This window comes from Variovorax paradoxus (assembly GCF_009498455.1).
Classification (GTDB): domain Bacteria; phylum Pseudomonadota; class Gammaproteobacteria; order Burkholderiales; family Burkholderiaceae_C; genus Variovorax; species Variovorax paradoxus_H.
The window spans coordinates 944,276-965,571 of the sequence record NZ_CP045644.1; the positions used below are offsets into that span (position 1 = coordinate 944,276).

The 21,296-nt window shown below is 67.1% G+C and carries 15 protein-coding genes; 4 read left to right on the forward strand and 11 right to left on the reverse strand.

The annotated features are described in order from the left end of the window. Nucleotides 1–29: 29 nt before the first annotated feature. The 10 genes from tssK to phnD (GFK26_RS04350) form a co-directional block, all read right to left on the reverse strand. The gene (gene tssK, locus GFK26_RS04305) at nucleotides 30–1,361 is read right to left on the reverse strand and encodes a type VI secretion system baseplate subunit TssK (protein ID WP_153280913.1); all 1,332 of its coding nucleotides are present in this window, start codon (nucleotides 1,359–1,361) and stop codon (nucleotides 30–32) included. A 374-nt stretch (nucleotides 1,362–1,735) separates the two neighbouring features. Beyond that, nucleotides 1,736–2,743, reverse strand: a complete 1,008-nt coding sequence (locus GFK26_RS04310) for a DUF6708 domain-containing protein (RefSeq protein ID WP_153280914.1) — start codon at nucleotides 2,741–2,743, stop codon at nucleotides 1,736–1,738. Continuing rightward, complete coding sequence (locus GFK26_RS04315; RefSeq protein ID WP_153280915.1) at nucleotides 2,740–3,081, reverse strand: hypothetical protein; 342 nt, start codon at nucleotides 3,079–3,081, stop codon at nucleotides 2,740–2,742. The genes GFK26_RS04310 and GFK26_RS04315 overlap by 4 nt, the downstream gene beginning before the upstream one ends. A 20-nt stretch (nucleotides 3,082–3,101) precedes the next feature. Further along, nucleotides 3,102–4,109: a DUF6708 domain-containing protein gene (locus GFK26_RS04320; RefSeq protein ID WP_153280916.1), complete on the reverse strand. Its 1,008-nt coding sequence runs from the start codon at nucleotides 4,107–4,109 to the stop codon at nucleotides 3,102–3,104. Continuing rightward, a complete protein-coding gene (locus GFK26_RS04325) occupies nucleotides 4,106–7,150 on the reverse strand; it encodes a T6SS effector BTH_I2691 family protein (protein ID WP_153280917.1) in 3,045 nt (1,014 codons plus the stop codon). The genes GFK26_RS04320 and GFK26_RS04325 overlap by 4 nt, the downstream gene beginning before the upstream one ends. A gap of 48 nt (nucleotides 7,151–7,198) precedes the next feature. Further along, the gene (locus GFK26_RS04330; protein WP_153280918.1) at nucleotides 7,199–8,155 is read right to left on the reverse strand and encodes a DUF4123 domain-containing protein; all 957 of its coding nucleotides are present in this window, start codon (nucleotides 8,153–8,155) and stop codon (nucleotides 7,199–7,201) included. Between the two features lies 1 nt (nucleotide 8,156). Then, entirely contained in the window at nucleotides 8,157–10,652 is a 2,496-nt protein-coding gene (locus tag GFK26_RS04335; protein WP_153280919.1) for a type VI secretion system Vgr family protein, read from the reverse strand. A gap of 130 nt (nucleotides 10,653–10,782) precedes the next feature. Beyond that, nucleotides 10,783–11,160, reverse strand: coding sequence for a DUF2628 domain-containing protein (locus GFK26_RS04340; protein WP_153280920.1), 378 nt, complete (start codon nucleotides 11,158–11,160; stop codon nucleotides 10,783–10,785). Nucleotides 11,161–11,430: 270 nt separating this feature from the next. Further along, on the reverse strand, nucleotides 11,431–12,417 hold the full coding sequence (gene phnD / locus GFK26_RS04345; RefSeq protein ID WP_153285853.1) for a phosphate/phosphite/phosphonate ABC transporter substrate-binding protein: 987 nt from the start codon (nucleotides 12,415–12,417) through the stop codon (nucleotides 11,431–11,433). 38 nt (nucleotides 12,418–12,455) lie between these two features. Continuing rightward, the gene (gene phnD / locus GFK26_RS04350; protein WP_153280921.1) at nucleotides 12,456–13,493 is read right to left on the reverse strand and encodes a phosphate/phosphite/phosphonate ABC transporter substrate-binding protein; all 1,038 of its coding nucleotides are present in this window, start codon (nucleotides 13,491–13,493) and stop codon (nucleotides 12,456–12,458) included. Between the two features lie 164 nt (nucleotides 13,494–13,657). On the opposite strand from phnD (GFK26_RS04350), the gene GFK26_RS04355 reads away from it, so the two are divergent. The 4 genes from GFK26_RS04355 to GFK26_RS04370 all read left to right on the forward strand — a co-directional run bounded on the left by GFK26_RS04355 (nucleotide 13,658) and on the right by GFK26_RS04370 (nucleotide 19,589). Further along, nucleotides 13,658–15,562: a hybrid sensor histidine kinase/response regulator gene (locus GFK26_RS04355; protein WP_153280922.1), complete on the forward strand. Its 1,905-nt coding sequence runs from the start codon at nucleotides 13,658–13,660 to the stop codon at nucleotides 15,560–15,562. 182 nt (nucleotides 15,563–15,744) lie between these two features. Further along, nucleotides 15,745–16,803 carry an ABC transporter substrate binding protein gene (locus GFK26_RS04360; protein ID WP_153280923.1) on the forward strand — a complete coding sequence of 353 codons (1,059 nt, stop codon included), beginning with the start codon at nucleotides 15,745–15,747 and terminating at the stop codon, nucleotides 16,801–16,803. Then, nucleotides 16,800–18,794: a hybrid sensor histidine kinase/response regulator gene (locus GFK26_RS04365; RefSeq protein ID WP_153280924.1), complete on the forward strand. Its 1,995-nt coding sequence runs from the start codon at nucleotides 16,800–16,802 to the stop codon at nucleotides 18,792–18,794. The genes GFK26_RS04360 and GFK26_RS04365 overlap by 4 nt, the downstream gene beginning before the upstream one ends. Before the next feature lie 6 nt (nucleotides 18,795–18,800). After that, nucleotides 18,801–19,589 carry a hypothetical protein gene (locus GFK26_RS04370; protein WP_153280925.1) on the forward strand — a complete coding sequence of 263 codons (789 nt, stop codon included), beginning with the start codon at nucleotides 18,801–18,803 and terminating at the stop codon, nucleotides 19,587–19,589. On the opposite strand, the gene GFK26_RS04375 is transcribed toward GFK26_RS04370, so the two are convergent. Beyond that, nucleotides 19,547–21,292, reverse strand: a complete 1,746-nt coding sequence (locus GFK26_RS04375) for a glycosyltransferase family 2 protein (protein ID WP_228122051.1) — start codon at nucleotides 21,290–21,292, stop codon at nucleotides 19,547–19,549. The two genes, GFK26_RS04370 and GFK26_RS04375, sit on opposite strands and share 43 nt — an antisense overlap. Nucleotides 21,293–21,296: the final 4 nt, after the last annotated feature.

Sequence of the window (21,296 nt, forward strand, 5' to 3'; positions counted from 1 at the left end):
GATGTTCCGTTTCCGTCAGCCACAGGCGGCTAGGAACGAATGGCCCAGAACGCGAGGTCGAGGCCGGGGAAATCGCCAGCGATGTGCATCGCGATGCCGCCCGATTGCTCGAGCTGGCGCCACAGGTCGCTGTTGCGCGTTTCGAGTTCGAAGTAGTTGGCGCCCGTGTGGAAGGGAATCTGCCGCGGCGCCACCGGCATCGGCGTCAGCGTGACGCCCGGCAGCGCGAGGTTCACGAGGTCGCGGATGCGCTCGACCGGCCCGATCTTCACCTGCGTGGGGAAGCGCGCACGCAACGCCTCGCTCGGCATGTTCGCGTTCACCGCGAGCACGAAGGTCGCCTTGCGCTGCAGCTCCACATCGGTCACCACCGCCACGCGCACGCCGTGCTTGCGGTCGTGCAGGTCGATGCGGATGGCCGACTGCTCGAACACCATCGACAGGCTGCGGCGCAGGTCGTCCATCACCGGGCGGAAGCTCAGCGCGAGGTCGTCGTGGATGTAGGGCCCGAAGCGCGCCACGCGGCGCGTGTCGCGAAAACTCGCGAGGTCACCGGCCAGCCCGAGCGCGTGCTCGAAGAAATGCTGCGGGTGCAGCATCGCGCTCTTGGCCAGGTGCGCAAAGATGGCCTCGTTGCGGTTCACCGCTTGCAGCAGCATGAAGTCGGCAATCTCGGCCACGCCGCCCGTGCCCCCTTGGGTCATGCGCCCGGCCAGCGCCTCGCCGCGCTGGCGCAGCAGGCCCAGCAGCTCGTCGAGCCAGGCGCGGATCACCGCATGGCCGGCCACGTCGAGCAGCGGCGGCAGCATCGTACGATCGAGCTGCACCTGGTTGTCGACCCGGCGCTCGACCACGCGGGCCACGCCCAAGGTCGCCCAGGCGTCGGTCGCTTCGCTGGCGCGCATCAGGCGCGTGTGGAGCTGGCCGAGTTGCAGCATCGCGGTGCGCTCGCCGGCCGTGTTGGAGTCGGGCACGTCCGACTCCAGCACGCGGTGGCGCACCAGCTCTTCGTATTCTTCAGCGTCGGCCTCGCGCGCCCCGGCGCGGCGCAGCGGCAGTGCAAGCACCACGGCTTCGTCGCGCATGGACGCGGGAATGTCGATGGGCTCGGGCAACGGATCGACCGCCGGCATGTCGAACACCGTGCCGTCGCCGAAGATGCCCACCGCCCGCACCAGCGCCAGCTTGCCCAGCGTGAGCGCCGCCGCGTCGATTTCGACCTCGGCGAATCCCCAGGCGTAAGGCGTGGTGGTGCGCAACAGCACATGCCGCGCATGATCGGCATGACGCTCGCTTTGCTGCAGGTGCTGAGGCTGCAACAGCATCCCCTCGCTCCAGACCACTTTGGTTCGCCAACTCATCCGCACTCCGTCTACGGCAAGGGTGCCGGGAAGTAAGAAGAAACACGAAGTTTCCGGCGCGGGGGGCAGGAGGCAAATCCGCCTTAAGGCCTAGCTAATGGCCTAGGTGGGGCGGGAGGGTACGGCGAAGGGAGTAGATGCGGGGCCGGTCGTGGACTTGACGCTCTGGCAGGATGCGGCCGGAAAGTGCCACCGGCGCCCAAGATCGATCAGAACTGGGGCGGTGGACCCGGTCACAAGTTACGGCAGGTATTGGTGCGCAGGTCGAGTTCGTTGATCAGCCGCCCGATGGCGCCCCTCGATCTCTTCCGGCCGCTCGGCTTTCTGCGCTGTCCACACCGCCAGGCAGTTGAAGAGCAGCCACACCAGATGCATCAAACCTCCGGTGGCGGGCCGGGGCGCAGGCTGCGGTAGGTGTCGGCGCGAAGGTCCAGCTCGTTGATCAATCGACCAATGGCTTGCTTGATCTCTTCGGGCCACTCGACCTTCTGTGCGGTCCAGACGGTCAGGCGGTTGAAGAACAACCACAGCATGTACAGCGGCACTGTGACAGGCATGCTGATGTACTTGAGCATGGTCTTCCACGGTTGTTCTTTCCAGCGCCGCCCCGGTTGGTCAAGAAAGGGGACGACCGCACCGAAGTCACTCCAGGGCACATACGCGCCGGTGTTTGACACCGGAGGGAACTCACCCTTCACCAGCGGCGCAGCGCCTTGCTCCATGTAGCGGCGGATGTACTCCCACAGGGCTGGCACGAAGTCGACGCTGGCGAAGGTGAAGCTGTCGATGATGGTTGGGTCGTCCTTGCTCTTGCGCACCAGGAAGACAAGGTGATGCACGCGGCTGGCCGTGGCCGTACTGGCTTGCAGCGTGGTGTGATGTTCAGCGTCGATCAGGTCCCAGTCGTAAGCAACAAGGCTGGAGTTGCGAGGACCGAAGAATCGCCAACGGCGAGCACCGGACTGCGTGACTTTGTAGACCTTGCGATGCTTGCGGTCGAAGTAGAGGGGGCTGTCGGCGGGGGCGAAGAGTTCGAGGTAGGCGAAGAATGCAAAGAAGGACCAGGAGCCAATGTAGGCGAAGGCGATAACTCCGTAGCCTTCGTACTTAATCATTCCCTCCAACATGAACGTTGCGAACAAGTACGTGCCAAGCACCCCAGACACGAAGCCATACGTCGTATAAACCCCCCCTCCGCCCGTCAGGTAGACCCTCTGAAACTCGATGGCATCTGGGTAGACGCCTGTGAGCTTTCCCCCGTGTCCGGCTACTCCGGCAGCACTTTGTCTTTTGTTGGCATAGCGCTCCACAAGCCCGATGACCTTGCCATCGGCGCGATCCTCATCGGTGCTGCGCCCGCTGGTGTTGATGCCGCCAATCATCGAAAGCCGCCCACGCCATCGCCTCCGAACGGCGGTAGTCGAGGTGCTGGCGCAGCAGGTGGCCCCGGATACTTCTTGAGAGGGCGTTGGTTCTCCTCATCGGCCATGGGCTTGTCGACCATCTCCGCCGTGATCATGTGGTACTCCAGAAGCTCCCTGCCCTTGTCCTCGTAGCGCCCCTCAGTGTCACGGCCGAAGTAGCCCCGCGCGATCCAGCGTTGCTGGTCGGAGCGTTCGGACAAGACTGCCCACATGGTGGAAGCCACACCGGCGATCAACAGCACCCAGCCCGCACCGGAGACCAGCGTCGAAGTCGAGTCCCGTTGAAGACGGCTCACGTTGTTCTGTCCTGCCCGCATCAAACCTCCGGTGGTGGGCCCGGGCGCAGCCTGCGGTAAGGGTCGGCGCGAAGGTCAAGTTCGTTGATCAATCGACCGATGGCTTGCTTGATCTCTTCCGGCCACTCGACCTTCTGTGCGGTCCAGACAGTCAGGCGGTTGAAGAACAACCACAGCACATACAGCGGCACCGTGACAGGCATGCTGATGTACTTGAGCAAAGTCTTCCAGGACTGCTCTTTCCAACGGCGCCCCGGTTGGTCAAGAAAGGGGACGACCGCACCGAAGTCACTCCAGGGCACATACGCGCCAGTGTTCGACACCGGAGGGAACTCACCCTGCACGAGCGGCGCAGCACCTTGCTCCATGTAGCGACGGATGTACTCCCACAGGGATGGCACGAAGTCGACGCTGGCGAAGGTGAAGCTGTCGACGATGGTTGGGTCGTCCTTGCTCTTTCGCACCAGGAAGACAAGGTGGTGCACGCGGCTGGCCGTGGCTGTACTGGCTTGCAGCGTGGCGTGGTGCTCGGCGTCGACCAGGTCCCAGTCGTAAGCAACAAGGCTGGAGTTGCGATGACCGAAGAAGCGCCAGCGACGGACACCGGACTGGGTGACCTTGTAGACCTTGCGATGCTTGCGGTCGAAGTAGAGAGGACTGTCGGCGGGGGCGAAGAGTTCGAGGTAGGCGAAGAATGCAAAGAAGGACCAGGAGCCGATGTAGGCGAAGGCCATACCTCCGTACGCTTCGTTTCTTATCGCGCTCTCTAGCACAAACGCAGTGAATAAGTACGTGCCAAGCACACCTGTTAAGAAGCAATGCGTCAGGTAGTACCCCCCTCCCCCCGTCAGGTAGACCCTCTGAAACTCGATGGCATCTGGGTAGACGCCTGTGAGCTTTCCCCCGTGTCCGGCTGCTCCGGTGGCACTTTTTCTTTTGTTGGCATAGCGCTCCACAAGCCCGATGACCTTGCCATCGGTGCGGTCCTCGTCGGTGCTGCTCCCGCTGGTGTTGATGCCGCCAATCATCGAAAGCCGCCCACGCCATCGCCTCCGAACGGTGGTAGTCGAGGTGCTGGCGCAGCAGGTGGCCCCGGATACTTCTTGAAAAGGCGTTGGTTCTCCTCATCGGCCATGGGCTTGTAGACCATCTCCGCCGTGATCATGTGGTACTCCAGAAGCTCCCTGCCCTTGTCCTCGTAGCGCCCCTCAGTGTCACGACCGAAGTAGCCCCGCGCGATCCAGCGTTGCAGCTCGGAGCGTTCGGACAAGACCGCCCACATGGTGGAGGCCACACCGGCGATCAACAGCACCCAGCCCGCACCGCTGATGAAGACCCCCACTCCTGCCACCAGTGCTTCCGCACTTGCGCTGGCGATGACGGTCAGTACGACGCGTTGCAGCCCTCTTTTGATCAGCGTCTGCGCTACTTTTTGCGAGGCCGCGCCGATGGCGCGGTTGGTTGCGCCGCGAGTCAGGAAGTCTGCTGCGATCAATGACATTGCGACGCTGTTCAACCCAAACGCAACTCCTGCGTATAAGTGTCCGCGGTATGACGCCTCGTCCCCCTTCTGATCCGCCTCTTGCATCTTGCGAAACGACATCACCATATTCAGCACACCACCCGCCACACCCGTCATCGCCGCCCCTGCCTTCAAGTTGCTCAGCGAACGGCTGACCTGGCTCATCGCAGTACCCCGCGCCGCCCCTTGCGCCTCCACCATCTGAATCTGAAGGCTCGCAGCCCTGAGGTCCAACGCCCCGCCCACAAAACCCGCCACACCATCCGCCACGCCGAGCAGTTTGTCGAACAGCTTGCTGTTGTCTCCCTTGCCCAGCTCTTGGAAAAAATCGCGCACCGACCAGATCAGGCCCAACCCTTGCACGACCATCACGGCGCCACCGAAAAATTGATCGGTCCTGAGAGATTTCACATTTGCGTCGACGGCCTCTTGCGCGACGTGCGCCTTGACGTTCTTGACCGTTGCGCTGTCGAAGGACTGCAAGTCGGCAGCCTTCACGTGCTCAGTGAACTGCGCCATCGACAGCCCGCGCCGGCTGCGCGGCGATGCCCCTGGCAGTTGTGCCGTTTCGTTCGGAATCAAGCCGATATTGGCGGACCCGGCGTCCAACATGACAACCCGTTGGACGACGATCCTGCTGCCTGCGGGCTTGTTGCGTATGGCTCGGCGGTCGGCTTCGGAATAGTCGAACGGGTTCCTCTCCATGGTCGCCAGGACTGTTTCCTTTCGCCAGTTGGAGCGCATGACCACATGAAGGCTGGACGCGCCACCTTCAGCGGCAGCGCGCATGGCGTCCAGCAATGCCAGCTCGGCCGCAGCCAACGCAGGCAGCCGTTGCAAGTACTTCTGCGCCTTCTGCGGAATCGTCAAACCGTCCGACCATTTGAGGCTCAGTCCGAACTGCAAGGCGCCTGCGGCAATGGCGGCCAGGTGCCCGCCGCTCACGCCCATGACAGCAGCCTTCATCCAGCTGTACTTCGGGCCCCATTCGGCGGTAACCAGCCCCTTGAAGATGTCCAGCGTCTTATCGCGCATGTTGTCTTCGTTGTCGCGGTCGGCGTCACCGATCAGCATGGCGTGCACCCTGGAGATCACGTCCTTCTGGTTTCCGAACATCGCGCGCAAGGGCACCGCGTGCGGGTCGGTGATCGGCGGTTCCAACATCCGCTCGAGATACTGCGCATAGCATTCGGCCGTGCTCAAGGGCTGCGGGTAGTGAATCAGGTGGCTTTCACCCGCATAGATCGCGCCGGGGCTGGTGGGCGCGGTGTGTTTGTTCGGGTCGCCCTCGTCGAAATGCGTCGCGAAGTACCCGAGCGTTGCGGAACTGCTTGCCGCGGCAAGCCAGTTTTTTTCATGCAGGGCCAGGCGATCCGCTTCGGTACCGCGCCGGGTTTTGAAGTCCTGCATCCATCTCTCGTGTTTGCCCGCATCGATCTGGCTGGCGAAAGGCTTCCATTGCGCTGACCCGTAGGCATTCCCCCGTTCGTCGATACGCCGCTCGTGCACGGAGGTGCGGGGCTTGATCGCCTTGCCGTTGGGACTGCCGTCCGCGGCTGTACCTTGGGTGGGAAACCATTCATAGCCACCCTCACGGTAAAACGGGGTGCCCTTCAGTTCGTTCCAGCGTTTCTGCGATACGTGGCCGTCCGGCGTGGCGCGCGCCTCGTCCATCGCCGCGCTCTCAATGGACGCCTTGAGGCCGGAGAGCAACTGGTTGGTCATCAGCGGCCAAGCGACCTCGGGCAGCAGAAGCGCCTCCTTGTCTCGCCTGTCGCGCGCCATGCGAATGCCGTTGAGGTCCGCCGCCAACCCGACCGGGTCAGGAACGGCAACCACCATCGGCTTGCCTGCGTGACCTGCGTTCTGCCGTTGCATGACAGCCACCAGGGCGCGGGCAGCTTGTGCCGCGGCAATGTCGCCGGGTGGGTAGAAGGGCGTGGCGTCTTCTTCCAGGCCACCGTGTTTCAGGCTCTGCACCGCGTAGTCGGCCACGTGTCGTTTGAGAAATGCGGCATCGGCGGCGAAGCCGTGTGTCGGCGGATCGCCCGCGAGGTTCACTTCGACCATCCCGGCGGCTTTGGGGTTTTTCGCTGCGTTGCTTTTGACCGTGTCACTCCACCAGTTCATGCTGAAGCCGATCCATACCTTGGCGATGCGCTTGGGTTCAGCAATGCAGAGGGTGCGCACGTCGTGTGGATGGGTGCCCTTCGTGCTGCAGGCGAATTCACTGCGATCAAAGACGAACGAGCCCTCCGGTATCAGGGCGCCCTGGTTATACACACGGTACGCCAGCCATGGCTTGATCTGGCCCAGTGGTTTCTCGCCAGGGAAGAATACATAGACGTACCCCTCGCGGCGCAGCAGGCGCAGGGCATATTTCGATTCCGCCTTCAGAGGCGGTAGGCCGAACGCCTTGACGGTGCCCGCATGCGCGTCGAGTGCGGCAATGCCCTGGGGTGCGATTGCCGGGTCCGTGGCCACAGCGGTAGGCCGCACCAACAGGATCGACTGGCCGCTCTTGTTGTCACATATCTTGCAGGTCATGGGGTTCGGCGAGTGTTCGGAAAGGGTGGAGCAGTGGATGCGGCGCGATCAGGGTTGGCGACCCGGCCGCGGCGATGCGGTGTCGCTGTCGGTCCAATGCCCACGCAGGGCTTGCAGCCTGTCGGCCAGAGGCTGCTGCGTTTGCAGGCAGCGCGCGATGCGACCCGGCAGATCGGGGTATTGCTCGAAGGCGGAAAACCGCAAGGCTTCAGCCGCATAGGCGGCCAGATCCCGGGGCTCGTGCAGGCCGTGCCGGCGTGCGCGAGCAAGCGGTGCCACCACTTGCGCCACGGCGTCGTCTGGCAGCGGGTGACGAAAGCCCTGCCATGCCATCAGGCTGCGGTTGATGGCTTCAGCCTCGATCACGCATTGCCAGTGTGCGGCGTTCAATTGCAGCAGTTGATTCACGGCCGGGCCGGACTGGCCGTGCAACATCTGGAGCGCGAAGTTCGCATCGAGATAGATCCAGTGCGCCACGCCTTTCAACTGCCGCGACCAATCGATTGCCGGCGATTCAAGACGGTGCAGCAGTGCCAGCACGCGGCGATCGGCCAGGCGCAGATAGTGACCGCCGCCGGGCGCGTTGCGCGCCTGAAGCAGCGCGCCGATCTGCCGAGCCAGCGTGGCACCGTCATTCGGCGCGTGTGGCTGCAGCCACCCGCCGATGCGGCAGGGGCCACATCCGTTCGCGCAGGCGCGCAAGTGCTCTTCGGCGGCCCAGGCGATGCTCTGCGCGAGCAAGGGGTCGTTCGCATCCTGGAGTTCGACCAGGTAAGGCAACTGCTCCGCAGGCGATTGCAAAGCGTCGCCGGTCACGGGATGGCGTGGATGGGTGTCGATTGGCGGCGAAACGTCGCTGGACATCGGATCGATCAGCAAGTACACGGGGCCAGCGGCCAACTGCCGCGCGAGCGACGACGTCAACGCATCGAGCAAATCGTCAGGCATGGCATCCCAGGGCCAATCTGCGGGAGTTTCAAGAGCGGGAGTGGTCATGCCCGTCATGTCAGATGACTCCAGCGCCCCCGTTTGCCGGACCGCCGTTCGCCGGGCCACAGCCCTTGAACGTTTGCGGACTCAGCGGCAACTTCGCCGGCCCCACCTTGACATGGCTCGCCGCATGCTCGATCCATCCACCCGGCGTTCCGTGCAAGATGCTTGTGCTGCTCCACTCGGTGAAACTTCCACCACCGTTGACCACCACTTTGATCGGTGCGGTGATGCGGATCTCGCTGGTGGTGCTTGTGATGCGGACGGCCTTCTTGGCGGTCAGATTCATCGCATCCTTGTGGGCTTCGATCTGGAACTTGCCGTTGCCGGCGATCCACTTCATGCCGCCTCGGAGTGCAAACAAGCGGATGCCGTTCTTGGCGCTGACGAGAAGCCGTTTCGCCGCACTGATGCTGGTATGGCCCTGGCTGCTGATCGCGATGTGTTCGCCGGCTTGCAGATGAAAGCTGCCGGGCGTGGTGGCAGCGAAGCCGGCGGCGCTGGCGAGTACCAACTGGGCTTCAGTGAGTTCGGGGAATCGGCCTTGGGCCTTGTCACCACCGCGGCCCTTGATAGCGTCGTTCTGCGCTTTGAGCGCCTGGACTACCAGAGCTTGGTCTTCGCCGCCGCTTTGAGCTTTGGCTGTCGCCGCAGCTTCCGCAAGACCTTCGTGCTGATCCTGAGCAGCCTTCAATCGCTGGGTAGTCTCCCCCATGTCTTTGGCATGGTTCGCCGCGTTGCCCCTTGCCTCGGTCGTGATGAGCATCCCGTCCTGCGCCCTGAGTACCCCATGGGCGTCCGTGCGTAGCTCGAACCCCTCGCCCCTGGGGTCTTTTCTGCCCGCGTTGTCCTCGATGCGCGTGATGGCCCCCAAGCTCAGGCTTGAGCTCTGGTGATCACTCTTGAGCTGCACCTGGATTTTGTCGGCCGTGTCATCCAGGATCAGGTGATTCGATCGGCCCGCTGCACTGTTGCCCCCACCCTCGGTCAGCTCCCTGCTCCTGAACCCGCTGAGTGCACTCTGGCCGGGGAGTTGCCACGGCGGCAGGTTCACCTGGTTGTGCACTCTTCCCATGCAGATCGGCAGGTCTGCGTCTCCCGCAATGAAGCTGACGATGACCTCCTGACCAATGCGCGGAATCTGGATGCCCCCGAGCTGGTTGCCTGCCCAAGGTGAACTCACCCGCACCCAGCAGCTGCTGTGCTGGTTCTTCTCTCCCAGCCGGTCCCAGGGGAACTGCACCTTGATGCGCCCCAGCTCGTCGGTCCACAGGTTCTGCCCCTCGGGGCCCACCACCAGCGCGACCTGGGGGCCCACCATGGCGGGCTTGGGTTGTGTCGGCTCGGGACGCAAGGGTTCTGTGACGGGGTGGGCCGTGAAGTCGACCTGCACGCGCCACTGCTGCTTGCGGTCAGGAATGGCCTCGCGATTCTGGCTGTCTTCGGCCACATCCTCGATGAGGAAGCGGGTGTCCAGGATCAGGTACTCGGCGTTGGCCGATTCCCTCGGGTGCTTCTTCAATTGGAAGGTGCACCCGGGCACCATGCCGCGAAGGTTGCCGCTGCCCTGGGCCCGGGCGCCGTGGGTGCGCAAGGCCTGCATGCGCAGCAGGGACAGAAGGCGGCCCTCGTCTTGAGGGCTGTTGCTGCCCGCTCCTGCGTTTGGCTGGGCGTAGTGGCTACTCCCCGCTGCGGATGCATGCCACTGGTAGACCTCCCCATCGGCCTGCCCGGTGGGCCGAGGATCAGCTCTCGATACACCCAGGTCAGCCCTGGGCCGGGTGTAGTCGTAGTCCCGGGTGGCGTACTTCCCACTGGTGAGTTGATGGGCAGGCACGAAGCTGTGGATGTACTCGGCATCGATCTTCCAGCCCGGGGCGTGGTACTCGACTTGTTCGTACAGCGCATCGCCAGCCGAATACGCACCCATGGCATCCGAGAGCACCAAGCGGTGCTTGCCGTCCGAATGCTCGAAGTGGTAGCTGATGCCCCATTCCTGGCACAGGCGGGCAAAGAAGGCGAAGTCGCTCTCGTTGAACTGGGTCTGGTAGTCGCGCGCCGGGTAGTGCTCGATCAGGCGCTTGTCCACGGGGAAGGCGTAGCTGGCGAGCAGTGCGTCCAGGATCTGAACGACGCTGAGGTTCTGGAAGATCCTGCAGTCGGTGCGCAGGGTGGCCAGGTGCAGCCAGGGGCGAAGGGTGAGCTTGTACTGGACGTGGCGGCCTTCTTCGCCCCAAAGGGCCGCGTCGGTGATCAGGGCGTTGAGCTGGCGAGGGACAGAACCATCGAGTTCGATCTCGCAGCTGATCTCGCGGCCGATGAACGCATCGAGATCAAAGTCGGCGCCAGAAGAGACGCCGGACAGAGCCAGCACATCCGGGGTCTTGAGAAAGAGCTCGTAGGCAAACAGGCCATTGAGCCCCTCATGCCCCGACAGCCGCACAGGCTCCAGCACGGGGCGACCAAGAACAACAGGAATCGCAGCAGAAGAAACAGACAGCGTGCGCGGCATCGACGACTTCCTTGGGAGGAAAACAGGTCGCGCAGTTTGCGAGCCGCATCGCGATCACACTGATAACAATGGTCAAACTCCACGCACCGCTCCTTCGATGCGTGGGATTTTTCATGCCGCACGACGCTTCTCAGCGCATCCCGGGTTTCGTTACAGCAGCCGCATGCCCCTGAATCAACGCCATCTCCACATTGGCGGCTTGCACCACCGCGATCTCCTCGTAGCCCCTGCGAATGTATTGCCCCACGCGCAAGGCGTTCCCGCCGATGCCGAACCCCACTGACACAACGACAGAGAGCACGTTGAGCAACCCATCCGCGACCCCCGTTCCGATGGTGTCTTCTCCAAGGATGATGAGCGTCGCCACGCCCATAAGGCCCAGCCCCACCCACCACATGCGATGGAAAAGGGCCCAGAACGCCCCGAAGAAAAAACCCGGCCAGCTCCATCCGTCCTTGATGGCCTGCACACTGCCGAGGGGGTCCTTGAATATCTTGTAGGTCTTCATTGCATAACTGCCTTCCCGATAGGGATCGTTGTTGTCGGATGTGGGCTCTCGCCCCGTCCTCTCTCCGGCGAGAAGCGAGCAACGCACAGAGCCGTTCGCAAGAACGCCTTCGACAGCAGCAGCCTTCACACGGAAAGAGGTCGCGCAGTGTGGAAGCCACCACGCGTTTGCATTGACAACAATGGTCGCCCGCCGCGACCTGTGTTCAGAAACCCGCGCGAAGCGAGCGATTTGTCATGAGCACGGCCTGCGCTGTGCGCTGGCCGCGCCTCAGCGGGATCCGCTCGACGCTTTCAGCGCCTCCACCTGCGCCGCATACGCCTTCTCGATGCGCTGCAACCGCTGCTCCCGCGCCGCATCGTTGACCCACGCGGCCGCCAGCGCGCGCTGGCGCCCCAGCTGGTACTCGAGCTTCGCTTCCGGCAACAGCGCACTGTCGTCCGCCGCGACATACCCATACGCCGCGCGCAGATCCTTCAACACTTCACGCTCGGCGTCCGCACGCATCCCTTTGCCTTTGCCATACCCGACCAGAAAGGCCTGCAGCTTGGCCTGAAACTCGGGCGGGTAGTCACGCCGCACCACCATCGGCGCGCCGGGCGGCGGCTCGGACTCCCAGATCACCTGCAGCCGCGCGGCCTCGACCGGGAACTGATCGCGAAAGCGTTCGAAGTCGGTGGTGTTGTTGGTGGCGACGTCGGCGTCGCCATTCGCCACGGCCAGTGCGGTGGCCTGGTGGGTGCCGACGAACTCGCTGCGAAAGCGGGTTTCCATCTCGATGTTCTTCGGCAGGAAGAGCTGGCTCTGCGGCACGATGAAGCCGGTGACCGAGCGGCTGTCGCCGCGCGCGAGCCGCCAGCGTTCGGGCTGGGCCAGCAGGCCTTCGAGCGTGTTGAGCGGCCCGACTTTGCGCGCGAGCAGCACGGCGCGGTGCTCGGGCATGCCGTCGCGCCGCGCGATCTGCGCGACGACCTTCATGCGCCGCTGCATCACCGCATCGAGCGCCATCTTGGCCGAGAGAAAAGCCATGTCGATCTCGTCGCGGCCGATGGCGCGGTCGAGCTCTTCGTACGATGGCACCGAGTACGCGCTGACAGGCAAGCCCAGCGCGCGGCTCATGTCGGCCATGAGCGGCGTCCACAAGGCGCGCGACTCGACGGTGCCGCCCAGCGGCAGCACGCCGAAGCGCACTTCCTTGATCGCCGATGTGCCCTTGGCGGCGGGCGCGGGCTGCGCACCTGCCCAGCAGGACGCCATCAGCGACGACGCGGCCAGCGCGAGCACCGTGCGACGGTTCAAGGGCTCACATCCTTCAGCACGGCGAGCTGCTCGGCGTAGCCGTTCTCCAGCCGCTGCAGCCGCGCCTGGCGCGCCGCGTCGTTGACCCACTGCGCGGTCTTCGCGTTCTGCATGGCAAGCTGATAGGCCAGCTTGGCGGCAGGCAGCAGCGAGGTGTTGTCGGCGGCGACGAAGCCCGCGAGGTCGTGCAGCGACTTGAGCACCCCGCGCTCGGCGTCACCGCGCGGACCCTTGCCGCGGCCGTAGGCGACCAGGAAGGCCTGCACGCGCTGGCGCAGCTCGGGTGGGTATTCGCGGCGTACGACGATCTGGGCGTGCGGGATCAGCTCCGACTCCCACAGCACCTGCAGCCGCTGCGCCTCGGCCGGAAAGCGGGCCTTGAAGCGCTCGAAGTCGGCGGAGTTGTTGGTGGCGACATCGGCCTCGTTGTTGGCCACGGCCAGCGCGTTGGCCTGGTGCGTGCCGACGACTTCGCTGAGGAAGCGCGTCTCCATGACGATGTGGTTCGGCAGGAAGAACTGCAGCTGCGGCACGATGAAGCCCGACACCGACTGCCGCTCGCCGCGCGCGATGCGCCAGCGTTCGGGCTGGTCGATCAATTCCTTCAAGGTGTTGAACGGCGGCGTCTTGCGCGCGAGCAGCAGGCCGCGGTAGCCGGGCAGGCCGTCGTGCCGCACGACCTGGGCCACGACCTTCATGCGCTTCTGGCTCACGGCATCGAGCGCCATCTTTCCCGACAGGAACGCCATGTCGACTTCGCCGCGCTGGATGGCGTGCTCCAGTGCTTCGTACGAATTGACCGAGAGCACGCTCACCGGCCGCTGGATGGCGCGGCTGAGTTCGGCCAGCAGCGGGTCCCAGTCGCTGCGCGACTCGAAGGCGCCGCCGAGCGGCAGGATGCCGAAACGCACCGGCGCGTCCGGTGCGGGGGGCGCCTGCGCCGCAGCCAGCAGCGGCAGCCCCACGGCCAGGGCCAGGGCCGCACGGCGGCCGGTGTCGAGGAAATTGCCGAAACGACGCAAGAAGGCGTGCATGGGAGGAGCGGATGACACGGGGCCCGCGGCGAGCCGGCGGGGTCTGACAGGGGCGACGCGGACGCCATTACATCCCAAATGCGAGTCTTTCCCGTGATGTTTTTCCGGTCTTCCCTGTTCGGGGCCGCGGCCCTAAGCTCGCCCCCCATGTGCTCAAGGCCTTCATGAACTGGAACTTCCGCCTCCTGCGCGGGCTGGCCCGCCTCACCTTCGCCCAGCAGCTGATCCTGCTGGCGCTGGTGCCGGCGACGGCGGCCACGCTGGTGGCCATCGCGGTGCTCACGCGCCAGCACCTGGGCAACCTCACCGAGCTGATGCGCGCCAACGCGCAGACGGTGGCGCTGCAGGTGGCCACGGTGGCGCAGGCCCCGCTGGCGCGCATGGACCGCCGCGCGCTGGCGCGCACCGCGCAGACGGGCACCTACCAGCCGCACGTGCAGCAGGTGCAGATCTGGACCGAGGACGGCGAGATCGTCGCCAACTCCGAAACCGTCGACCGCCGCCGCGGCGAGGGCCTGCAGGTGGTGGTGCCGATCGTCAGCGACGACGGCCGGCACAACGGCAAGGTGATGGTCGAGATCGGCCTGGACGCGGTGCAGAGCGCGCGGCGCTCGGTGTGGATCAACGTGGCGCTGGTGCTGGCCGTGAGCCTGCTGGGCGTGGGGCTGGCGGGCTGGTGGGCGGCGCGCCGCATCAGCGAGCCGATCCGTGCGCTCGGTGCGGCGGTCGACCGGCTCGGCGCGGGCGAAGACGCGAGCGTGGCCATCGAAGGCACCTCGGAGGTGCGCCACCTGCAGCATGGCTTCAACCAGGCGGCGCGCGCGCTCGCCGAAAGCCACCGGCTGCTGCAAAGCCGCATCAACGAAGCCACGGCCGAACTGGCGCGCAAGAACCAGCTGCTCGAAGTGGCCAGCCAGGCCAAGACGCGGCTGCTGGCCGCCGCCAGCCACGACCTGCGCCAGCCGCTGCATGCGCTCACGCTGTTCTCCGACGGGCTGGCCAACGGCGAGACCGACCCGGTGAAGCTGCAGCGCATCGGCCACATCCGCGAGTGCGTGGATTCGCTCGACCGGTTGTTCTCGGAACTGCTCAACCTGTCGCAGCTCGACGCCGGCGTGCTGCAGCCGCAGTGGGCCGACTTTCCGCTCGACAGCCTGTTCGACGAGATCAGCCGCAACTTCCGCCCCGTGGCCGAGCAGCAGGGCCTACGGCTGGTGGTGCGCAAGACCGAGCTGTGGGTGCGCTGCGACTACGTGATGCTGTCGCGCATCCTCAACAACCTGGTGTCGAACTCGCTGCGCCACACGGTCGAGGGCGGCGTGCTGATCGGCGCGCGCGCACGCGGCAAGGGCGTGCGCATCGACGTGGTCGACACCGGCGTGGGCATTGCCGCACAGCACCAGGCGCGGGTGTTCGAGGAGTTCTACCAGGTCGAGCCCGCCGGCCGCGGCAACGCGTCCGGCGGTCCGCGCGGCATGGGCCTGGGGCTGGCCACGGTGCAGCGGCTGGCCGAGCTGCTGAACACGCGCGTCGAACTCAGCTCGCGCCTGCACAAGGGCACCTGCGTGCGCGTGCAGGTGCGCGCCGCGCCCGCCGCGCTGCCGGCGCCGGTGGCACCGACGCCCACGCTCGCCACCACCGTCGACGACAACAGCGACAGCCTCGCGGACCTGCGCATCCTCGTGATCGACGACGAGCGCACGATCCTCGAAGGCCTGAGCGTGGTGCTGTCCAACTGGGGCGCCACGGTGCTGGCCGCGCAGACGCGCGCCGAGGCGCTGGCGCTGGCCGATGGCTGGGACACGCCGCCCGACGTGGTGGTGAGCGACCTGCTGCTGCAGGGCGGCGACAACGGCCTGGACGTGATCGCCGCGCTCGAGCGCCACCCCAACGGCATCGGCCCCGGCACCGCGCGCCTGCTGGTCACCGGTGAAACCAAGCCCGACCGCCTGCGCGAGGTGGCCGCTGCCGGCATCGCCGTGCTCTACAAGCCGGTGTCGCCGCGCGTGCTGCGCCAGGCGATCCAGGCGCAGCGCACGGCCGCGCTGTCGATGGCCGCGGGCCTCTGACAACGGTACCTTTCCTGTAGGCGCCGGGTAGTGCGTCGGACATAGGCCAAGCAGCCGCTGCGGTGTGATCTTCCTCACATGCGCAGGCCGTCGCGCACGCGGGCATAAGCCCTCCGCCTTATCGCGGGAAACAGGGCGCGTCCTTACATTGGACCATTGCCCCTCGCTGCACAAAGCAGTCCATGTCCGCCGCCGAGAACCTCCCCATTCCGCTTTTCTCCGGAAGAGTGCACTGCGCTGTCCACGCCCTGCTGGCCTGCGGCCTCGTGCTGTGCTTCGCCGCCGCCGCGCCACGCGTTGCAGCGGCGGCCACGCTGACGGTGCTCGTCGGCGACGACCAGGCCGCGTCAGCGGAGTTCGTGCAGCAGCTGCGCACCGACCAGTCGGCCGCCGGCAAGTTCGAACTCGTGCGCATCGGGCCCGGCGCCACGACCACTGAACCGGCCAGCGCCGACACCGAGCCTGCGGCCAACACCGGCGTGCGCACGCGCAGCCTGCGCACCGCCGGCGATGCGGGCCTCACCGTGGCGGTCGGCACTGCCGCCGCGCGCGCCGCCCTCGAGCGGCCCAGCACAGAGCCGCTGGTGCTCGCGATGCTGAGCCGGCTCGACTACGAGACCCTGAAGGCCGCCAGCCCCGCCGCCCTGCGGCGCGGCGACCGGCGCGTGGGTGTGCTGCTGCGCGACCCGGCCATGGCCGACCAGCTCGCGCTGGTGAACGCCGTGCTGCCGCAGAAGCGCCGCCTGGGCGTCATCGCCACGCCCGAATCCGAACCGCTGGTGCGCGAGCTGCAGCGCGCCGCGCAGAACGCCAACCCGCCCTGGGACCTGCAGGTCGAGATCGCGCCCGACGCCCGCTCGCTGGCCGCCGCGCTGCGCGCCCTCGTGCCGCGCAGCGACGCCCTCATGGTGCTGCCCGACCTGATCGGCGACAGCCAGGCTGCCACGCTCTCGGTGCTGCATGCGGGCGCCGGCGCGGGCCTGCCGGTGTTCGGCGCCAGCGAGGGGCTGGTGCGCTCGGGCGGCCTGGCGGCGGCGGTCTCCACGCCCGGCCAGCTGGCCCAGCAGGCGCGCCAGCTCGGGCAGAAGGTGGCCAGCGCAGGAAGTGCCGGCAACAGCAGCCCGCTGGTGGAGGCGGCCACGCCGGCCACCGTGCGGATCAACGCGACCGTGGCACGCGGGCTCGGCCTGCGTCCGCCGGAGGAACGGGAGCTCACCGAACGACTCGCCGCCCCGCGATGAGCACCACGCCGGTCCCCCCGAGCCCGCTGTCCCGTCCGACGGCGGAGGGAGCGGCCACGGCGACCGAACCGCCATCGCCTCCGCCGCCACCGCCACCGACCACCACGTCGCTCGTCGTGCGCGGCAACCTGCAGCGCGACCTGTTCCGCCTGGGCGTCGTGCCTTGCGCGGCGGTGGCGCTGGCGCTCACCGGCTGGTTCACGCACAACCGCCTGCAGACGCTCGAAGCCGCCTTCGACGCCGAAGGCCAGGCCGTCGCGAAGCAGGTGGCGGCGATGTCCGACCTGAGCCTCTACGCGGGCGACCTGCCGGCGCTTCAGAACGTGGCCTCGGCGGCGCTGCGCGGCGGGCAGGTGACGCGCGTGGAGATCAGCAACAGCGCGGGCGTGTACGTCACGGCCGGGCCGAAGAACGAGTCGCTCGCGCAGCTGCGCATGTTCAGCGCGCCGGTCACGCTGCGCGAAGCCTCGCGCGCCAGCGCCTTCGCGCCGGCCGGCTCCACCACGGCGGGCGACACGCCCATCGGGCTGGTGCAGACCTTCCGCGACACCACCGCCTACACGCACGAGCGCAGCCGCTCGCTCATGGCCGGCATCGGCATCGCGCTGGTCGCGCTGCTCGCGGCGTGGGCGTCGGTGCGCCACATGGCGCGCACGGTGGCACGGCCGCTGCGGCGCGTGTCGCGCACGGTGGCGGCGCTGGAGGCTGGCCACTTCGAGGTGCGCTGCGGCGTGGTCGAAGGCGGCACGCGCGGCACGCACGAGCTGGCCGTGCTCGCGCACGACATCGACCGCCTCGCCGAGCGCCTGCAATACAACCGCCAGGTCAGCGAAGAACGCGTGCGCGAAGCCACCGCCGTCGCGCTGCAGCGCATGGCCGAGGCCGAGCAAGCGGCGCTGTCGCGTGCACGCTTTCTGGCCGCCGCGAGCCACGACCTGCGCCAGCCGCTGCATGCCATGGGCCTGTTCATCGACGGCCTGCTGCCCAGCGCCACCGAGGCCCAGCGCCCGGCTGTGCTGCGGCTGCAGGAGAGCACCGGCTTCATGGGCGTGCTGCTCGACGACCTGCTCGAAATTTCGCGCCTCGACGCGCAGGTGCTCACGCCCGCCATCACGCGCGTCTCGCTGGCTGCGCTGTTCGACCAGCTCGACGCGCAGCACGCGCCCGCCGCCAGCGCCGCGCAGGTGCGGCTGCACTGGCGCGACCGCGGCCTGGCGGTGCGCAGCGACGCGGCGATGGTGCAGCGCATCGTCGGCAACCTCGTGGCCAACGCGCTGCGCCACGCGCCCGAAGGCGGCACCGTGCTCGTGGCCGCGCGGCGCAGCCGGGCCGGCGTGCGCATCGAGGTGCGCGACAACGGCGTGGGCATCGCGCCCATCCACCAGGGCCGCATCTTCGAAGAGTTCTACCAGGTGGCCAACACCGAGCGCGACCGCCGCCGCGGCTTCGGCCTGGGCCTGGCGATCTGCGCGCGCATCGCCTCCTTGCTCGGCACCCGCATCACCGTGCGCTCGGCGCTGCAGGCCGGCAGCACCTTCGCGTTCACGCTGCCCCCCGCGCGCAAGGCCGACCTCGCGCCGACCGAGCCCGCACTGGTCGCATCCGCGCCGCTGGCAGGCCTGCGCTGCCTCGTGGTGGACGACGACCCCGCCATCCTCGACGGCACGCACGCGCTGCTCACGCAATGGGGTTGCGAGGTCGAATGCGTCACCACCGGCGCCGAAGCGCTCGCGCGGCTGGGCACCGGCGACATCGTCTACGACGCCGTGCTGTGCGACCTGCAACTGGCCGGCGACGCCGACGGCGTGGAAGTGATCGACGCCGCCCGCCGCCTGCAGCCCGACGCGCTCGCCGTGCTGGTGTCGGGCGCCACCGGGCCCGAAGTGCTGCAGCGGCTGCGCCAGGGCGGCGTGACGCTGTTGACCAAACCGGTGGCGCCGGCCAAGCTGCGCGCACTGCTCACCACGCGGCGCCACGCGCCCGGCGCCTGAACCGTCATGACCCCTGCCGTCGACCTGAAAAACGTCCGCCCGTTCGTCGCCACGCCCTGCCACAGCGGCGCAGTCGGCACCGAGTGCGTGCGCAGCCTGCTCGGCCTGGTCAACCTCGCGTGGACCCACGGCTTTGCGATGCAGACGCGCTTTCTCGATGGCGACAGCCTCGTCACGCGCGCCCGCAACCGGCTGGCCGCCGAGTTCCTGGCCGACACGCGCTGGACGCACCTGTTCTGGATCGATGCCGACATCGGCTTCGAGCCCGAGGCTGCGCTGCGGCTGCTCACGGCGGGCCGCGACGTGGTGGCCGGCGTGTACCCGCACAAGAGCGACGGCTGGCCGGACGGCGGCCTGCGCGCGCCGCTGCCGGCCGGCGCCACGCGCGCGGACTTCGAGGCGCTGCATGCGGCGTTTCCGGTCAACCTGAACGATGCGCGCGACGCGGGCGCGCGCGTCGATGCCGATGGTTTTCTCGAAGTGCTCGATGCGCCCACCGGCTTCATGCTGATCGCACGCCGCGTGCTTGAGCAGATGGCGCAGGCGCTGCCCGAGCTGCGCTACATGCCCGACCGCATGGACGACCCGGTCGTTGCGGCGCGCCCGCACTACCGTTTCTTCGACGTGTTTGCCGAGCCGAACAACGGCCGCTACCTCAGCGAGGACTACGGCTTCTGCCGCCGCTGGCAGTCGATCGGCGGACGCGTGCATGTCGACACGCGCTCGCAGCTGTCGCACCAGGGCCTGCGCACCTATCGCGGCGACTTTGCGAGGACGCTGGGGTTGGGCGGCTGAGCCGCTTCCTGCAGGTCGGGCGGCAAGGTGCTGCGGTCGTAGTCGCGGTCTGGCGCGATGCGCATCAGCTGCCGGCCCGGCCCTTCTTCCGCGAGGTAGTCGTAGCCGATCGATTGGAACTGCCGCGCCGGATCGAGCCGCGTGTAGAGGTCGCGCCGCGCTATGCGGTCCGCGTGCCGGATGCTCTTCAGGTGGTAAAGCCGGTAACGGCTGTAGAACATCAGGCCGTGGCGCTGCGCGTCGTCGGGCAGCCATGTGCCGTGCAGCGCAGCGCTCTGGTCGAACGCGATCTGCTGCGGTAAGCGGAACAGCCGCGCGCGCGACTTGCGCCCCCACGGGCCGTCGATGCGCCAGGCGTCGGGCGAGTTCCAGAGCTCGCAGGACACGAGCGACAGGCTGGCGAGCTGGTGGTCAGGCAGCGAATCGACGGTGGCATGCAGGTGATGCAGAAACAGCTGTTCGTAGCGCTCGTCGGCATCGCACACCAGCACCCAGCCCGCGCCGTGGCGGCGTGCCGCTTCGAGCAGGCGGCGCTTGTTCCCGTTCTCGCGCCAGACGTGCGCGCCGTCGTCGCGCGGTGGGTTCGACAGCAGCTCCAGCAGCATCGGTTCGCGCCGCAGGATCTCGGCGGTGCCGTCGGTCGAGCCGTCGTCGAGCGCGACGATGCCGTCCACGTGGCCGCGCAGGTGGTCGAGGCAGCCGGGCAGATAGCGCGCTTCGTTGCGCACCTGCATCACGCAGACGATGCGCAATCGCGACGTGAGATGCGGTGCGACCGGCGGGTTCGCGCACGACGGGCAATGGAAGACGCTGGCTTCGTGGTGCAGCAGGCGCGCGCAGACCTCGCACTGGCGGCGCGAGCCCATCGGCACCACAGGCGCATTGACCAGCCAGGTCGGTGCTTCGGCAGACCATGCGCCGGCGCCGTCGTCACGCGCAATGCGATGGAAGTCGCGGCCCCATTCGGCATTGCCCGCGCGCGCCTCATGCGGCGTACTTCTGATCCAGTCGACATCGCGATCGAACTGCTCGCCGCCCGTGCGCGTCTCGTCCGACAGGTGCAGCAGGTGCGCGTCCGGACAGGCCAGCAGCTGCCAGCCCGCCATCTCGAGGCGCACGCGCAGGTTGTCGTCGTCGCCACCCCACTCTTCAAACGATTCGTCGTAGCCGTTCACCGCATCGAAGGCTTCCCGCGCGCAACACAGCGAACCGTAGAAGGTCTGCAGCAGCAGCTCGGGCGGCACCTGACGTGCGAAGGCAGCTTCGAGTGTGTCTGTGAGCTCATCGAAGCGCGCGAAACCGACGCGGCCCACCGCCACGCCGCGCGCGTGCCCCATCGCCGCTTGCAGCAGCAGACCTGGCGCATCGCCCGCGTAAGCGGACTCGGGCGAATGGACCAGCACGAAGCGCCCCGCGCTGCAGCGCACACCGGCGTTGATGGCCTTGCACGGCGGGCGCCATGCATGCGCAACGTCGTTCACGAGCACCTTCCAGCGGATCTGCGGAAAGCGCGCGACCAGCGCCAACACGCCGGCTTCCTCGCCGGGTTCGTCAAGCGCGAGCACGACCTCGATGCCCGGTCGCGCCCAATACCCTGCATTCATCGGCAACACGCGCTCGAACTCGGCCAGCTTGCGGTAGAAAGGCAGCACGACGCTGAGCCACGGGCGGCCCGTGTCAGCCCCCCCACCTTCCGACGTCATGATG

What these genes read in the sequence shown, in the direction of transcription:
- GFK26_RS04325 (WP_153280917.1), bottom strand. Translation starts at nt 7,150, where the DNA reads ATGACCTGCAAGATATGTGACAACAAGAGCGGCCAGTCGATCCTGTTG.
- GFK26_RS04320 (WP_153280916.1), bottom strand. Translation starts at nt 4,109, where the DNA reads ATGATTGGCGGCATCAACACCAGCGGGAGCAGCACCGACGAGGACCGC.
- GFK26_RS04335 (WP_153280919.1), bottom strand. Translation starts at nt 10,652, where the DNA reads ATGCCGCGCACGCTGTCTGTTTCTTCTGCTGCGATTCCTGTTGTTCTT.
- GFK26_RS04370 (WP_153280925.1), top strand. Translation starts at nt 18,801, where the DNA reads ATGACCCCTGCCGTCGACCTGAAAAACGTCCGCCCGTTCGTCGCCACG.
- GFK26_RS04360 (WP_153280923.1), top strand. Translation starts at nt 15,745, where the DNA reads ATGTCCGCCGCCGAGAACCTCCCCATTCCGCTTTTCTCCGGAAGAGTG.
- phnD (WP_153280921.1), bottom strand. Translation starts at nt 13,493, where the DNA reads ATGCACGCCTTCTTGCGTCGTTTCGGCAATTTCCTCGACACCGGCCGC.
- GFK26_RS04340 (WP_153280920.1), bottom strand. Translation starts at nt 11,160, where the DNA reads ATGAAGACCTACAAGATATTCAAGGACCCCCTCGGCAGTGTGCAGGCC.
- tssK (WP_153280913.1), bottom strand. Translation starts at nt 1,361, where the DNA reads ATGAGTTGGCGAACCAAAGTGGTCTGGAGCGAGGGGATGCTGTTGCAG.
- GFK26_RS04310 (WP_153280914.1), bottom strand. Translation starts at nt 2,743, where the DNA reads ATGATTGGCGGCATCAACACCAGCGGGCGCAGCACCGATGAGGATCGC.
- GFK26_RS04375 (WP_228122051.1), bottom strand. Translation starts at nt 21,292, where the DNA reads ATGACGTCGGAAGGTGGGGGGGCTGACACGGGCCGCCCGTGGCTCAGC.
- GFK26_RS04355 (WP_153280922.1), top strand. Translation starts at nt 13,658, where the DNA reads ATGAACTGGAACTTCCGCCTCCTGCGCGGGCTGGCCCGCCTCACCTTC.
- GFK26_RS04365 (WP_153280924.1), top strand. Translation starts at nt 16,800, where the DNA reads ATGAGCACCACGCCGGTCCCCCCGAGCCCGCTGTCCCGTCCGACGGCG.
- phnD (WP_153285853.1), bottom strand. Translation starts at nt 12,417, where the DNA reads ATGGCGTCCTGCTGGGCAGGTGCGCAGCCCGCGCCCGCCGCCAAGGGC.
- GFK26_RS04330 (WP_153280918.1), bottom strand. Translation starts at nt 8,155, where the DNA reads ATGACGGGCATGACCACTCCCGCTCTTGAAACTCCCGCAGATTGGCCC.